14 protein-coding genes are annotated in these 15,063 nt (G+C 64.3%); 8 read left to right on the top strand and 6 right to left on the bottom strand.

Going from position 1 to position 15,063, the window contains the following annotated elements; translation table 11 throughout:
• The first annotated feature begins 99 nt into the window (after positions 1-99).
• Positions 100-1,374 carry a fumarylacetoacetase gene (gene fahA / locus PCO31110_RS06855; RefSeq protein WP_010808010.1) on the top strand — a complete coding sequence of 425 codons (1,275 nt, stop codon included), beginning with the start codon at positions 100-102 and terminating at the stop codon, positions 1,372-1,374.
• A gap of 45 nt (positions 1,375-1,419) precedes the next feature.
• Here fahA and PCO31110_RS06850 read toward each other — a convergent pair whose 3' ends face one another.
• The 4 genes from PCO31110_RS06850 to astE form a co-directional block, all read right to left on the bottom strand.
• Positions 1,420-1,716 (bottom strand): hypothetical protein, encoded by a 297-nt coding sequence (locus PCO31110_RS06850; RefSeq protein ID WP_150689983.1) that lies wholly within the window; start codon positions 1,714-1,716, stop codon positions 1,420-1,422.
• Positions 1,717-1,843: 127 nt separating this feature from the next.
• A complete protein-coding gene (gene ydiK / locus PCO31110_RS06845) occupies positions 1,844-3,013 on the bottom strand; it encodes an AI-2E family transporter YdiK (protein WP_246189764.1) in 1,170 nt (389 codons plus the stop codon).
• 137 nt (positions 3,014-3,150) lie between these two features.
• The gene (locus PCO31110_RS06840) at positions 3,151-4,977 is read right to left on the bottom strand and encodes a hypothetical protein (RefSeq protein WP_150689982.1); all 1,827 of its coding nucleotides are present in this window, start codon (positions 4,975-4,977) and stop codon (positions 3,151-3,153) included.
• 313 nt (positions 4,978-5,290) lie between these two features.
• Entirely contained in the window at positions 5,291-6,343 is a 1,053-nt protein-coding gene (astE, locus tag PCO31110_RS06835) for a succinylglutamate desuccinylase (RefSeq protein ID WP_010808007.1), read from the bottom strand.
• 209 nt (positions 6,344-6,552) lie between these two features.
• Here astE and astD point away from each other — a divergent pair, with 209 nt between their 5' ends.
• The 6 genes from astD to PCO31110_RS06805 all read left to right on the top strand — a co-directional run bounded on the left by astD (position 6,553) and on the right by PCO31110_RS06805 (position 11,332).
• Positions 6,553-8,034 carry a succinylglutamate-semialdehyde dehydrogenase gene (gene astD / locus PCO31110_RS06830; protein WP_150689981.1) on the top strand — a complete coding sequence of 494 codons (1,482 nt, stop codon included), beginning with the start codon at positions 6,553-6,555 and terminating at the stop codon, positions 8,032-8,034.
• Between the two features lie 45 nt (positions 8,035-8,079).
• Positions 8,080-9,441: an N-succinylarginine dihydrolase gene (gene astB / locus PCO31110_RS06825; RefSeq protein WP_150689980.1), complete on the top strand. Its 1,362-nt coding sequence runs from the start codon at positions 8,080-8,082 to the stop codon at positions 9,439-9,441.
• 78 nt (positions 9,442-9,519) lie between these two features.
• A complete protein-coding gene (locus PCO31110_RS06820; protein ID WP_010808004.1) occupies positions 9,520-10,089 on the top strand; it encodes an NADPH-dependent FMN reductase in 570 nt (189 codons plus the stop codon).
• Between the two features lie 199 nt (positions 10,090-10,288).
• Positions 10,289-10,591, top strand: coding sequence for a DUF1488 family protein (locus PCO31110_RS06815; protein ID WP_051126231.1), 303 nt, complete (start codon positions 10,289-10,291; stop codon positions 10,589-10,591).
• Positions 10,592-10,767: 176 nt separating this feature from the next.
• Positions 10,768-10,977: a DUF2964 family protein gene (locus PCO31110_RS06810; protein WP_010808002.1), complete on the top strand. Its 210-nt coding sequence runs from the start codon at positions 10,768-10,770 to the stop codon at positions 10,975-10,977.
• 163 nt (positions 10,978-11,140) lie between these two features.
• Positions 11,141-11,332: a DUF2964 family protein gene (locus PCO31110_RS06805; RefSeq protein WP_150585457.1), complete on the top strand. Its 192-nt coding sequence runs from the start codon at positions 11,141-11,143 to the stop codon at positions 11,330-11,332.
• Between the two features lie 41 nt (positions 11,333-11,373).
• Here the strand turns inward: PCO31110_RS06805 and PCO31110_RS06800 are convergent, their stop codons facing one another.
• Complete coding sequence (locus tag PCO31110_RS06800) at positions 11,374-12,123, bottom strand: class I SAM-dependent methyltransferase (RefSeq protein WP_150689979.1); 750 nt, start codon at positions 12,121-12,123, stop codon at positions 11,374-11,376.
• Between the two features lie 294 nt (positions 12,124-12,417).
• On the opposite strand from PCO31110_RS06800, the gene PCO31110_RS06795 reads away from it, so the two are divergent.
• Positions 12,418-13,707: a TIGR03862 family flavoprotein gene (locus PCO31110_RS06795; protein ID WP_281350613.1), complete on the top strand. Its 1,290-nt coding sequence runs from the start codon at positions 12,418-12,420 to the stop codon at positions 13,705-13,707.
• A gap of 72 nt (positions 13,708-13,779) precedes the next feature.
• Here PCO31110_RS06795 and PCO31110_RS06790 read toward each other — a convergent pair whose 3' ends face one another.
• Positions 13,780-14,943 (bottom strand): methyltransferase, encoded by a 1,164-nt coding sequence (locus PCO31110_RS06790; RefSeq protein WP_150689978.1) that lies wholly within the window; start codon positions 14,941-14,943, stop codon positions 13,780-13,782.
• Between the last annotated feature and the right edge of the window lie 120 nt (positions 14,944-15,063).

Here is a 15,063-nt window from a genome sequence, read left to right as displayed (position 1 = left end):
GGCCATCGCGCCACGATTTCACTGATTTCCGAAACGGCCGGCCCCGCGCACCCGATGCGCAGGGCCGGCCGACGCGTTACCTCGAACAAGGAATTCCACATGTCTGCACTCCCGCAAAGCTGGGTCGCGTCCGCCAACACCGGTGTGACGGACTTCCCGTTGCAAAACCTGCCATATGGCGTGTTCAGCACCGCGTCGAAACCTGCACCGCGCGTTGGTGTCGCCATTGGCGACCAGGTGCTCGATCTGGCGGCGCTCGAAGCCGCCGGTGTGCTCAAGGCCGCCGAGACGCCTGTCTTTGCTCAGCCCTCCATCAACGCGTTCGTGTCGCTGGGGAGTGCTGCCTGGCGTGCCACGCGTGCTCGACTGACGTCACTTCTTGCGGCGGATGGCGACGGCGCACTGCGCGATAACGCTTCGCTGCGTGCTCAAGCGCTCGTGCCGCTGGCGGATGCCACGCTGCACTTGCCCGTGCAGGTGCCGGGTTACACCGATTTCTATTCGTCGAAAGAACACGCGACCAACGTGGGCTCGATGTTTCGTGATCCGGCCAACGCGCTTCTGCCGAACTGGCTGGAAATCCCCATCGGCTATAACGGCCGCGCCAGCTCGGTGGTGGTGAGCGGCACGCCGATTCATCGTCCTAACGGACAGATCAAGTTGCCCGACCAGCCGCGTCCGATTTTCGACGGCTGCCGCAAGCTCGACTTCGAACTTGAAACCGGCTTCATCGTCGGTCGCGACACATCGCTGGGCGAGTCCCTGAGCGTGGATGCCGCCGAAGCGGCCATCTTCGGGATGGTGGTGCTCAACGACTGGTCGGCCCGCGATCTGCAGCAGTGGGAATACGTGCCGCTCGGTCCGTTCAACGCGAAGACGTTCGGCACGTCCATCTCACCGTGGATCGTGACGATGGAAGCCCTCGAGCCGTTCCGCGTTGCCGGTCCGGAGCAAGACCCGCAACCGCTGTCGTACCTGCAACAGCAAGGCAAGCACGCCTTCGACATCCAACTGGAAGTCTTTCTGCAAGCCGATGGCGACGCGCAGCCGACGTCCATCTGCCGTACCAATTTCCGCCACATGTACTGGAGCATGGCCCAGCAACTCGCTCACCATACGGTCTCGGGCTGCAATGTGCGCGTTGGCGACCTGATGGGCTCCGGCACGATCAGCGGCCCGACGCCGGACTCGTTTGGCAGCCTGCTTGAGCTGACCTGGAACGGCAAGAACCCGATCACGCTCTCCAGCGGGGCGAAACGTACGTTCATCGAGGATGGCGACACCGTCTCGATGGCGGGCTGGTGTCAGGGCGACGGCTACCGTGTCGGTTTCGGTGAAGTCTCGGGCAAGATTCTGCCGGCGAAGGCGCGATAAGCGCCGGTCGGCGCGGTGTCCCGGCTTACGCTGGGAAGCACCGACTCAAGCGCGCACAACGCGTCGCGCCGGTTCCCCGGCCGGCGCGTTTGTCATTTGCGGGTCCGGCATTGTCTCGTGCTTGCCATGGTCGCTCGGGCACGATGACGGAAAGCGCTGCCACCAGGGATCGGTGCGGCGGACCATCAGGCTGGCGGTAACGCGGCAGCGCGTGGGGGTGTAGGCGAGTTCATTGCCGACCCGGCGTAACAGGGGCGGATCGCCAAGACGGGCGCGGCGCGGCACGCGCAGCGAGCGCCGTGCGGGGGCCAGGGGCGGATGGGCGGATGCGGCGTGTGGCATTTGATATCTCCCGGAATCGCGTGGTTACGGGAGATATTTAGCCATGCGGCGGCGGCGAGCGACAGGTGAAGCCGTCCGAAAAATGTGTCCGGTTTGCGTGACAGCGCCGTGTCACGCAACGCGGGGATCAAGCCCGTTTGTCCTCAGGCGTTGCCGATACCTTCACCGGGGAATCGACGGGCGGTGGCGCATCCGGCGCGGCGGGCGCTGCCGATGGGGCCCCGTTGGGTGCCATCGGGGGACGACTCAGCCCTTCATTGATCCATGCGCTCAGCAACGTGTAGGTCACTGCAAGAATCACAGGGCCGACAAACAGGCCGACGATGCCGAACGTCAGCATCCCGCCGAGCACACCCGCGAGAATCAACGTCATCGGCAAATCAGCGCCACGGCGGATGAGTATCGGACGCATCACGTTATCCAGCATGCCAATGAATACCGACAGCACCAGCAGCAGCGTGGCGAGTGTCGGGCTGTCCTGCCAGTAAAGCCATGCAACGCTCGAGAGCAGCACGGGGAACGGGCCAATCTGCGCAATACACAGCACCAGCATCAGGGCCGTCAGGAAGCCCGATAACGGCACGCCCGTCAGCCAGAGTCCCAGGCCGCCGAGCAGCGACTGCGTCACCGCCGTGACCACAATGCCGAGCGCCACCGCACGAATCGACATGCCCGCAAGCCGTACCGATTCCTCTCCGCGATCGCCGCCGAGGCGTCTTGCTATGCGAATCAGCGCCCGCGCCGCGCGCTCGCCTTGCATGAAGAGAATGCCGGAGATGATCAGCGTGAGCGCGAGGTGAACCACGAGCAGACCGACGGAGCCCAGCTTCGAGAATCCCCAGGAAGCGGCCTTGACGGCATAGGGCTGAATCTTGGCGACGAGACCGCCGGGACCGGCGGCCGCCAGTGCCTGCCACTCGTCGCTGGCGCGTTGACCGATCACCGGGATGCGGGAGAGCCAGTCGGGCGGCATCGGCAGGCCGCGTTGCCCGAACGAATGCACCTGATTGCTAATGTCGGATGCGTGTCCGATCAGCGTGCCGATGGCGGCAGACAACGGGGCGACAACGATCACCAGCATGCCGAGGATCATGACCGTGGTGGCAAGCCATCGTTTGCCCCACAGACGCCGTTGCAGGCCGACAAGCAATGGCCAGGTGGAGGCGACGATCGTGACTGCCCAGATAAATGCCGGCAGAAAGGGGAGCAGCACCCATAGCGTACCGATCATCAGCGCACTGAGGACGAGGATGATCAGCAGGTTACGGGCGAGTTCGCTCGGGGTCGTGGAAAGCATGGGTGCTCCGGCAGACAGAGGGGGCAGACGCGTGTCGCCACGCGTCCGGCAGTACATGTCCGCACACGGTGGGTGTGCGAGGGAAACACGATGCCATGCCGTGGCGGGCACGGCAAGTGCGTCGCGCCGCCGGTACCTTACAGCGGCGTCGATTGCTCTGTGTCGTCGTCGGCCCGATCCGGCGGGAGGCTACGCCACCATGGGAGGTCCCTCGGCCGGCAAAGCGCATCGGGTACCGTCGTCGTGCCGTGCCGCCGGGCACCGGTCGGCCGGGAGGGGGAGCGCGGCGCATCGTCGGCACGGCGACCGGAGGCCGCCAGCGCGGCGGCGCCTGCCGAACGCGTTTCGGGAAAGGTGAACGACGTTCCCATCGTCGTGTTGTTGTTCACCTCGTCAGTGCCCGGGCTGCCTGGACTGTCGAGGTGCGATGGGGACGAATTTCCCGACGATACGCCCGAGTCGGCAACGGTGATGACCGTGCTGGTACTGATCTTCTGTTGCGGTGCGCGCCGTTCGTGCGCAGTGCGAATGTCTTCGCGTTGTGCGGCAGTCTGGCTTATCGAGAATATGAGGCCGATGACACCGTACAGGACGTCAAGGACCGCGAAAACATGGGCTTCCTCTGCCGCCGTCGGGGAGTGAGGGGCGGATGTGGGTAGCGTCACATTGCGAGCGTCGTAGTCGTCGGCAAACGGCGCGTCGTCGGCGTTGCCGTGGGCGTGAGCCGCATAATCGCCCATCCACGCGAGATAGTAGAACGTAAGCGTCAGCGCAAACCAGATGAGTCTGGGCGGGGTGGATTGAAGCATGGCGGAGAAATCGCAAAAGAACGCGCTGACGCTCGTTCGCCGACCGACGGGAGCAGGCTCGCGTCCCACGGCTTCGATCAGTTCCGCGAAGTTGTTTTGCGTGAGGACTTGCAGGCCCGCACTGTGCCGCGTCATCCCCAACTGATGGATGACGGGGAGCAGCAGGAGGCCCGGAATCGGTGCCAGCGGAACCTCAAGGGCCGCGTGCAGCGTGTCGCCGAAGCGCCGCGTGAAAATGCCCGGTGCGAAGCGGGACACGACACGTTCGATGCCGTAGCGGGCCCCATTGCGCAGAACCCCGTAGCACAAGACAAAACCGAGCACCTGCGCAAAAGCCGCGCGGTAGGGCGTGGCGAGGATCGCGCTCAAGCCTTCCAGTCCCGGCGCCGGCGTCGTGCGTACGATCTGGTTCTGGTGCCGCACTTGAGTGGCGTTGAAGCCGGCCATGCCCAGCAAGTTGATCAGAACGACGCCCAGCGCGGCCAATGGCGGCCATAGCCACGCCTGCGAGCGGGTGGGGTCCGTCGATTCCGCGAGAAGCGAGACGAGGGTGGAGCCGACGGCGAAGGGCATGGCATCGCGCAGCGTGCCGATATGGAACGAGCGCCACGAGAAGCCGGGCCGTTGTTCGCGCAACAGCGCCTCGAGGCGATCGGTCACGTCCGCCACGTCGAATCCGTGATGCGCCAGCATCCGGGCATGTCTGTGCAGGTGTGTGTGCAATGTGTCATGCCACGAGTGCGCCGCTGAATTGACGGGGGCTTGCAGGGTGTCGTCAGTCCATCCCTGTCTGAGCTGTTCAAGGGCGTCTTGCCATCGGTCCGATGCGGGTGCCGTTCCCATGGCACGCAGCGCCGGTACGGCGACGTCCTGCCAAAGCGCATCGAAAATGCGCCGCGCGCGATCGGCGCCGTAGCCCGTGAACATATCGATGGCGAAGACAGGGGGTTCGACCGTCGAGGTCCGCGAAGACGGAGCGGCGGGGGCGGATGATCGGCGACCGGCGAATACCGGCGCAAGTGCCGCTGGCTCCCGGAGCGCACCGCCGCCGCGAGCCTGCGCCTGTGCCGATAGCCATGGCAACGCGTTAGCCGTCACACTGGCCTGAGCCGCCGCTTGCTGAGCGCGGGCGAAGTCCTCGGCAAGTGGCGTCACGGGTTCATGTCGCTCCGATTCGTGTGCTGAAGGGGTAACGCTGGTGGGGTTACGGGAGGGCAAGCAAGGGAAGCATCCGTAGGGCATGGCGTCGATAGCGGGACTCGGCCGACAGCGAGGTGCCGGGCCGCGGTCGTGAAAAGGCGAAATGAAGCGGGCGATGCTACGCGCATCCGTTCGCTGCGACCACGCTTGGACAGCCGTTTGAAGTCGTTAATTCGCGATGCTGCGTAGTGGCGCCGCGCCTGCCGCCACCGATTCAGCGGATACCCAACGTCCTGCACGTTGGGCATTGCGCATCGTGTGTCACCGATCAGGCGTCGGGCACCACCATCACCCCGGCACGCAAGCCGTTCTCGACGTTGGGGTTGGGAAACACAATGCGCTCTTCGGGGTGCGACACCGTGTAAGTGTTCTCACCGTCACGTGCCAACACGGTGCCTGCGGCGTAGGGTGTGAAATTTGGCGTATCGGCAGGAACGTCGAGAACGAAAGCGTCCGTGCGGCGCACGATTTCGGCAGCCACGCGAAAGCGTTGCGCATGCAGGACCTTGCCATCCTCGCGCAGCCCCATCTCGCCGCCGCAGAGCCAGCGTCGCAGCGCGGCGTCGATGCCCGCGAAGTCCGCCAGACGGTTCTGCCCGAACGGCGCCACCTTGCCGAGTTCGAGCGTGCAGCTCTCGGCGCCAAATCGTGCACATGTGTAATACGAAAACGTGACGGACGGCTGTTCGGTGCGCATCACTGCCTCGATGTCGGCGGCGGCGAGCGTATCGATCCAGTCGTCGCTCGGTGGGTGCTGCGGGGTGCCGGGTACGACCGCAAAGCGCGAAAAGAGCGATGCGCGAATCGCGGTGTGCATATCGACATGCCGGCGCTTGCGGCGCACGCCGTCCACCCCCGCGAAGAACTGCGCCACGATCACTTCGAGTTCGCGGGCGCGCTGCACTGCGGGGGACTCGGCACGTTTCGCGTGGGCGCCCTGGAACAGACGATTCAGGTCGTATTCGAGGTATCGCTTGCCGGCACGCACGGCGTCCGGGTTGCCGAGAATCACGAGCACCCGCTCGCGCAACGTCAGGCGAGCGTCGGCGATGTCACGCAGAATGCCGTCGACGATTTCGATGGGGGCGGTTTCGTCGCCGTGAATGCCACAGGACAGGACGGCGTCGAAGCGGCCGCCTTGTGACGTCCCAGCCTTGTCGGTGGTGTCGTTCGCGTCGGCCGGCGTGAGTTCGAGCACGCCTTCAGCGTGCCGTTGCCAGCGGACACCGCACGGATCGATGCCTTCGTCGTGGTGAGTGTCGCGCGATTCGCGCACATCGCTTAGCCAGTGGCGCAGGGCCGAACGATTGGCGTCGGTCATGATGAGAGATCTCCAAAAACGCAGATTCGTATTTTATGCGTGTCGTTCGTGTGACCGTCACATGGCTTCGCCAATGCCCTGCAACGCCCTGTTTACGCGGGTCTGCCGCGGCGTTGGACGCAAGCGCATTGTTCCGTCTGCCGAATCCGTGTCATCATGATCCGCATCGCACGCCATTCCATCGGGCGTGGCCTCCGGGATTGCCGTTCATGACTGATCTGTACATCGAAGGTGTCTGGCGCACCGCTAAAGGTGCAGAATTCCGCTCGCTCGATCCCATGTCGGGCGAGATTGTGTGGAAGGGCGGCGCGGCTGACGCGACCGATGTCGACGCCGCAGTACAGGCTGCCCGTCGCGCGCAGCGGGATTGGGCGCGGCGAAGTGTCGATGAGCGTCTGGCAGTGTTGCAGCGGTTCGCGGCCATCGTGACCGAGAAAACCGAAACGCTCGCCGACGCTATTGGCAGGGAGACCGGCAAGCCCTTGTGGGAAGCGCGTACCGAAGTGGCGACGATGTCCGCCAAGGTCGCGAATTCAGCCAAAGCGTATCTGGAGCGCACCGGCGAGCGGCGCAACGCGATGGCGGACGGGCAAAACGTCGTTCGCCACCGGGCGCACGGCGTGATGGCTGTCTTCGGGCCCTACAACTTCCCTGGTCATTTGCCCAATGGGCATATCGTTCCCGCTTTGCTCGCAGGCAATACCGTTGTTTTCAAACCGAGCGAACTTGCGCCCGGGGTAGCCGAGCGCACCCTTCAATGCTGGATCGAAGCGGGCCTGCCGCCGGGCGTGCTGAATCTCGTGCAGGGCGGGCGCGACACCGGGGCGGTGCTCGCAGCGCACGACGATATCGACGGGTTGTGCTTTACCGGCAGCTCCGCCACTGGCCGTGTGCTGCATCAGCAGTTCGCCGGGCGGCCGGGCAAGATCCTCGCGCTGGAGATGGGCGGCAACAATCCGCTGATTGTCGATGCCCCCGCCGACATCGATGCCGCCGTGCATGTGACGATCCAGTCCGCCTTTCTTTCGGCGGGGCAGCGATGCACCTGTGCGCGGCGCTTGCTAGTGCCGCGCGGGCCGCAAGGCGATGCCTTCATCGACCGGTTGACGTTCGTGACGCAACGCATCAGCGTGGGACGTTACGACGCCGAGCCGCAGCCGTTCATGGGCGCGGTCGTGTCGTTGCAGGCGGCGCGCCGCATGACCGCCGCGCAAGCCGATCTCATGGCGCTCGGTGCCCGCGTCATCCTGCCGCTTACTCAACCGGACGGCCGGTCCGCGTTGCTGACGCCAGGGCTGCTCGACGTGACGGCGATTGCCGCGCGCGACGCACTGCCTGACGACGAGTATTTCGGCCCGTTGCTGCAAGTGCTGCGCTACGACACTTTCGACGAGGCCATCGCGCTCGCCAATCGTACGCGCTACGGACTGGCCGCCGGGTTGCTCTGCGACGATCCGGCGCGCTACGAGCAGTTTCTTGCCCAGATCCGTGCGGGCGTCGTTAATTGGAACCGGCCGACGACGGGGGCCGCGGGCGCAGCGCCGTTCGGCGGTATCGGTGAGTCCGGCAATCACCGGCCTAGCGCGTGGTATGCGGCGGATTACTGTGCGTACCCGATCGCGTCGATGGAAAGCGAGCGTGTGGCAATGCCCGAACACCTCAGCCCCGGACTGGACTTTGGCGCGCCCTGACGGTGGTATCGACCGGATTTGTATTCTGCTTTCTCAGGAACTGACATGACGCGTTTTGCCTTGGAAGCCAACTTTGACGGATTGGTCGGCCCCACTCACAACTATGCGGGTTTGTCGTTCGGCAACGTTGCCTCGGCGAACAACGCCAATCGCGTATCAAACCCTCGCGAGGCTGCGCTCCAGGGCCTTGCGAAGATGAAGGCGCTGGCCGATCTCGGCTACGCACAGGGCGTTTTGCCCCCGCAAGAGCGTCCGTCGGTCGCGTTGCTGCGCACGCTTGGGTTTTCCGGCAACGACCACGCGGTCATCCGCGAGGCGGCCCGCACCGCGCCGGCAGTGCTCGGTGCGGCCTGTTCGGCGGCGAGCATGTGGACGGCCAACGCTGCCACTGTCAGCCCGTCGGCAGATACCGCTGACGGCCGGGTGCATTTCACGGCAGCGAATCTGTGCAGCAAGTTGCACCGCGCTATCGAGCACGACACCACGTCGCGCGTGCTGCGTGCCGCATTCCCCGATGAGGCGCAGTTCGCGCATCACAACGCGTTGCCGGGCTGGCCGTCCTTGGGGGACGAGGGCGCGGCAAATCACACGCGGTTTTGCGGCGCATACGGTGAGCGGGGCGTCGAGTTCTTCGTCTACGGACGGGACGACCTTGCGAGCAGCGTGGCGCCGCGCCGGTTTCCTGCCCGTCAGACGTTGCAGGCGAGTCAGGCGATTGCCCGTCTGCACGGACTGGCCGACGATGACGTGGTGTTTGCCCAGCAGCATCCCGACGCGATCGATGCAGGCGTTTTCCATAACGACGTGATCGCCGTGGGCAATGGCAACGTGCTGTTTTGCCACGCACTGGCGTTTGTCGATCAGGCGGCCGTGCTGGCAACGCTGCGCGATCGTCTGGCCGCCAGAGGCACTCAACTGGAGGTGATCGAGGTGTCTGCTGCGGACGTCTCGATCGAGGACACCGTCGGCAGCTACCTTTTCAATAGCCAGTTGCTTGCCCGAACCGCGGAGTCGGGCGGTGGCATGCGTCTGGTGGTCCCGCAGGAGTGTCGCGAACGTCCTGCGGTATGGCGTTACCTCGAATCGCTGGTGGCTGACGGCGGACCGATTTGTGAGCTACAGGTGTTCGATCTGCGCGAGAGCATGCGCAATGGCGGCGGCCCCGCGTGTCTGCGGCTGCGGGTGGTGCTGACCGAAGCGGAGCGCAAGGCCACGCATGCCGGGCTGTGGATCGACGATGCGCGTTATGCGGCGCTCACCGGCTGGGTGACGCGCCATTATCGTGACCGGCTGTCGGTGAGCGATCTGGCCGATCCGGCATTGCTCGACGAATGCCGTACCGCCCTCGACGAACTCACACAGTTACTTGACCTGGGTAGCCTTTACCCGTTCCAGCGCGACGTTTGAGCGCAACCCGCCAGCGGGCGCCGGGCAACGGCGCTGTGTGGCGGTCATTTTCTATCCGTAACGAAAGGAGTCGATTCGATGACGACGATCATTGGTTTGTCCGGCAGCCTGCGCAAGGGCTCGTACAACACGGCATTGCTGGTTGCAGCGAAGGCGGTGGCGCCTGCAGGCGTGACGCTCGACGTGCGCACATTGCATGGCATTCCGCTTTACGACGGCGACGTCGAAGCGAGTGAGGGCATTCCGGACGCGGTCGCCGCCCTGAAAGACGCCATCGCAAACGCGGATGGTTTGTTGCTGGCAACGCCCGAGTACAACAACGGCATGCCCGGCGTGTTCAAGAACGCGCTCGATTGGCTATCGCGGCCGCCTGCCGATAGTGCGCGAGTGTTCCAGAATAAGCCGGTCGCCATCATGGGCGCGTCGCCCGGTGGTTTCGGCACGATTCTCAGTCAGAACGCCTGGTTGCCCGTACTGCGCACGCTACAGACCACCCCTTGGTGGCAAGGCCGTCTGATGGTGTCGCACGCGAATAAGGCCATCGATACCGACGGTAATCTTCAGGACGACGCCGTGCGCCAGCAACTGGCCGCGTTTGTCGCCGGGTTCGTGACGTTTTTGAATGAAAGAAAAAGTGATGTCCGATAATATTCTTTTTTAATCAGTAAATTACGATTTTTTGTTGATGTAATTTATTTGATGGTTTGCGATGCTGAACCTTCGCCAATCGCGAATGACGAACCGATAAGCGACGCGATTCACGAATTGTCCTGCGATGCACTATGCTGGATGGAACGTGTCGGCCGACACGTCGATCGCGTCCTTTCGTAACCCCGGGGGTGTCGCCATGCAAATTGAGTTTCCGGATCACCGTCCCGTGTTCAACTACGAAGATCTGACGATCGAATTCGCGGTTGTCGTCAATGGCCGGCCGTTCGATTGCGCAGTGTCGGCTGAAGCGCTGGAGGATCACTTCGGCGCCCACTCTGCCCGCGCAGACGATCTGTTGCACGCCTTCGAACATGGGCGCAGTCATATCCATGCGCTCACGCGTGAATACCTGGCAATGGGGCTCGCGGGCCCCGTCCTGCTGCGCAGCGGGCACTTCCGCTGGGTGCGGGAGACCCGGCGTCAGGCGTCGCGTCGTTAGTCCGCTCATTCTCATCGGGGTAATACTTTCGCGTGCTGGACTTGATGGGCGTCAAATTTCGGACTGTTTAGGCATACGACTCAATAGGCGAGCCGTAGGGATCGGCGTAGACTAGCGTTGCCGCAAAAGAAGTTACACAACAGCGGCACCATTGCCGAAAACTAGAAGGAGTCGCCATGGGCTCGGAATTTCGCGTTGTCATCGCCTCGATCGCGGCCTTCATGACGTTGGCCGGGGCGTTTGCCACCATCCACGGCTTGCTTTATGACAAGACCTACGTCATGCACTGGGGAGTGGCTACTGTGCTGTTTGGCATTCTCTTCATCGTCGTGATGCTCACGCCGTGGCCGCGAGACGAAGAGGGCGAGACCAAGTCAAAGTCCTGAGTCGCGCCAACCGTTTGGTGTGCGGCGTCCTACACTGAGAATTGAGGGACGCCGCCGAAGTCACCCGAGAGTCACGCGGCCCCGGCTGGAAAAGCCGCCGGCCCCGTCGATTTCCCTGCCTGAATCGCTTCGCAACGTGCGTGACCTCGTTGTGAGGTGACGTATGTGCTCCGATATCCGCGTCTTCATTGCCTCCATCGCCGCGTTCGTGACGCTGGGAGGCATTTTCGCCACGATCCACGGTCTGCTGTTCAACCTGCCGGAGGTCTCCCGCTACGGCGTGGCAGCCGTGCTGATCGGTGCGACATGCACGGCTACCATGCTGATTCCGTGGGGCGAGCGTGAGAAGTCGTGACACGTCGATAAGCGTGTCGATGAGGGCATCGGCCGGCCGCTTCAGCGTGCCGGTGGGGCGAGGCGTGCCCGCACGCACATGAAGGCAGGCGCTTGCGACAATTCGTCGTACAGCCGGCGGTCGACGGCCTTCATCTCCGGCAACGGCAGCGGTTCGACCATGCGTTCGATCTGCCAGCCTGCCTCGGCGGCGGCATTCAGAATGCCCGCCAGCGGGCGCCGGTAGGACTCCACATACGGCTTCGGCTCCCCGAAGCCGCTCCAGTACATGCCGAAACGCGTGGTCTCGAAGTAGGTGCTGTTGCGCCGCGTACGCTCGTCCATCCAGTCGCGCATCGGATGCCCCATCGACCAGACCAGCGTCGCGCCGGGTTTGGCGACCCGCGCGAATTCGAGAAATGTCGGCCCAAGGTCTTCAACGTAGTCGAGCGCGAGGGCGCTGACGATGGCGTCGAAGCGATTGTCGGTCAGTGTCGCGAAGGTTTCACCGAGGTCTTGCACGTCGAACCTCGCAGCTAGCCCTTCGCAGCGTTTGCGGGCCAGCACGATCATTTCGGGGGTGACATCGATGCCGTGCACCGTCGCCCCTTGTCCGGCGAGCCAGGCGCTGTTGATGCCGGGGCCGCAGCCGGCGTCTAGGACTTGCAGGTCGGCGGTGTCGCCAAGCAGGGCGCGCGTGGCGGGGCGTTCGTACAGGGCGTTGTGCGGCTTGGTGACGGCAATCTCGGCGTAGCGTTCGGCGAAACTTGCGTAAGCGGTGCGTCCTATCGACGCTGGATCGGATGACGGCATGCGCGGCTCCAGGGTGACGGCCCCGTACGGCGCACGATGACGCGAATGCGCAAAGGTGACCGGGCGGCAGGGTGAAATAAAAATGCGGGGAGCGATTGTAACGCCAAAGCGGCAAATATCTGCCATGCCCGGCATACCTCCTGTTGCGATTTACAGGGATGTCGGGACGGAATCGAGCCTCCTCCGAGTGTCCGTGCGAGACCGATGTGGGACAATAACGGCCTTCGCCGCCGCGTCTGCCTTCGATGACGGGCGTTGTGCGACAGCCGTTATGGCGCAACAACATTCCCAAGCATGCCCCCATCCAGTCTTTCTCCCTCACCGTCCGACGCCTCGACCTTTGGTGCGGCCGAGACCATCGATGTCGCCGTGATCGGAGCGGGTCCCGCCGGTCTGATGGCGGCAGAAGTGTTGTCGGCGGCAGGATGGCGTGTCGATGTGTACGATGCCATGCCGTCGGTCGGTCGCAAGTTTCTGATGGCGGGCAAGGGCGGTATGAATCTCACGCACAGCGAGCCCGCAGCGCCATTCGTGGCCCGCTACGGCAAACGAGCGGACGTCGTCGCCCGATGGCTGCGCCGTTTCAGCGCGGACGACGTGCGCTCGTGGGCGCATCGGCTGGGCATCGATACGTTCGTTGGCACATCAGGACGTGTTTTCCCCGTCGACATGAAAGCGGCGCCACTGTTGCGTGCCTGGCTCACGCGGTTACGTGCGGCCGGTGTCAGGCTGCATGTCCGTCATCGCTGGCTGGGCTGGGAGGCACAGGCGGCTGCCGGTCCGGACGACCTGCGGTTCGCAACGCCGGGCGGTGAGCGCAGGGTACGGGCAAAGGCGGTGGTACTCACGTTGGGCGGTGCCAGTTGGCCGCAGTTGGGGTCGGACGCCGCCTGGGTACCCTGGTTGCAGGATCACGGGGTCGGCGTCGCGCCGCTTCTGCCTGCCAACGCGGGCTTCGAGACGGACTGGACGCCGCATCTGCGCGAGCGTTTCGCGGGGCACCCGGTGAAGTCCGTGACGATGACGCTGCCTGACGGCACGACGCGGCAAGGCGAGTTCGTGATTTCGACGCATGGCATCGAGGGCAGTCTGGTGTACGCGCTGTGTGCACCGATTCGCGATGCGATCCGCGCCAATGGCAGCACGCAAATCTATCTGGATCTTTTGCCGGATTGGCGTGAGCAGCGCGTGGCCGAGGAGGTAGCGCGCCCGCGCGGATCACGCTCGATGGCGAGCCATCTGCAAAGCCGTCTGGGAATCGCGGGGGTTAAGGCAGCGCTACTGCGCGAGTGCCTGCCGCGCGAGACGTTCAACGATCCGGCGGCGCTTGCGGCCGGGATCAAGCGGTTGCCGTTGACGCTGCTACGCACACGGCCGATTGCCGAGGTTATCAGCTCCGCCGGCGGCGTCGCGCTCGACGCACTGGACGCGCATTTGATGGTGAAGGCACTGCCGGGGGTGTTCTGCGCAGGAGAGATGCTGGATTGGGAAGCGCCAACCGGCGGGTATCTGCTTACCGCATGCTTCGCCAGCGCCTGCGCGGCGGGAGATGGCGCGGCAGCCTACCTTCGGGCCCTGCGCTGACGGCGCGCCCCGACGGCTGTGCCGCCGCCGGGTATCGCTCGTCTTCTCGGTCTGGTGTCGGCGTCAGCGGGGTCAGGCCGGGCGAACGCCCAGACGCCACAGCGAGGTGACTTCGGCACGTCTTGCAGCATGCAGCGGGTCGTTGGCATCGCCCGCCTTCGGATGATGCGGCCGCACGTCGTGACGCGCGAGCACGACCAGACCCGCCCCGTGGATCCACGACAACAACGTCTCTCGGGTGCGCAAACCCAGATGTTCCGCGAGATCCGACAGAATCAGCCAGCCTTCGCCGCCCGGACTCAGATGGGCCACCAAGCCGTTCAGGAAACCCTTGAGCATCTGGCTCTCCGGATCGTAAATGGCATGCTCGATGGGCGCATTCGCCTTGGCCGGCAACCACGGCGGGTTGCAGACGATCAACGGCGCCTTGCCCTCAGGGAACAAATCGGCATCCACGATCTTCACCGAACGCTCGTAGCCTAGTCGCGAGATATTCTCGCGCGCACACGCCAATGCTCGCGGATCGCGATCCGTCCCGACAACCTGCTGCACCCCACGACGTGCCAGCAACGCCGCGACGACACCCGTTCCCGTGCCAACGTCAAACGCCAACGACGTGGACGGCAACGGCGCCTGCTCGATCAACTGCAAATACTCGCCGCGAACCGGCGAAAATACGCCATACCACGGGTGAATCGATGCACCCAACGCCGGAATCGTCACCCCCTTCTTGCGCCACTCGTGCGCACCGACCAATCCCAGAATCTCTCGCAACGATGCCACCGACGGTGCACCGTCCGGTACCCCCCAGACTTCCGTGCACGCCTCTCGAACGTCCGGCGCTCGACGCAACGGAATGCCGTAGTCAGCATCCAGCGGAATGAGCACCATCCCCAAGATTCTCGCCCGCTGGGCCTGCGCCATGCGGTGCTTGTGAAAGGCTTCAGCCGGATTGACGCCGGTCTGCGTATCCTTCACCGCCGCTTTGCGACGTGGACGATGCGGCGGACGGTCAGCCCGACGCGCCATCGCCTGCATCAATTGCCGTGCATTCTGATAGTCGCCGCGATATAGCAACGCCGTTCCACCACACGCCAGATGGTACGCATCGTCAGCCGTGATCGTATCGTCGACAACTTCGACGCGGCGCGGTGGGGTAACTCCCGCTTCTGAACGCCAACGGGCAGTGACGGGGCGGCCGTCTTCGGTCCAGTCGAGCGTCGGGGTATTGTTCATGCTATGTCTTTTAATGGCGTGGCGGCGCTGTGAAGCTCTGACGGGATGCCTTCCCCAGACGGACCGGGGGCCCCTTTCCGCCTCTCAAACATAAACCCAACTCGCTGCAGAAAGGGGCCC

Source organism: Pandoraea communis, from assembly GCF_902459745.1.
In the GTDB taxonomy this organism is placed as follows: Bacteria; Pseudomonadota; Gammaproteobacteria; order Burkholderiales; family Burkholderiaceae; genus Pandoraea; species Pandoraea communis.
This window is presented reverse-complemented; position numbering and strand designations above follow the sequence as displayed.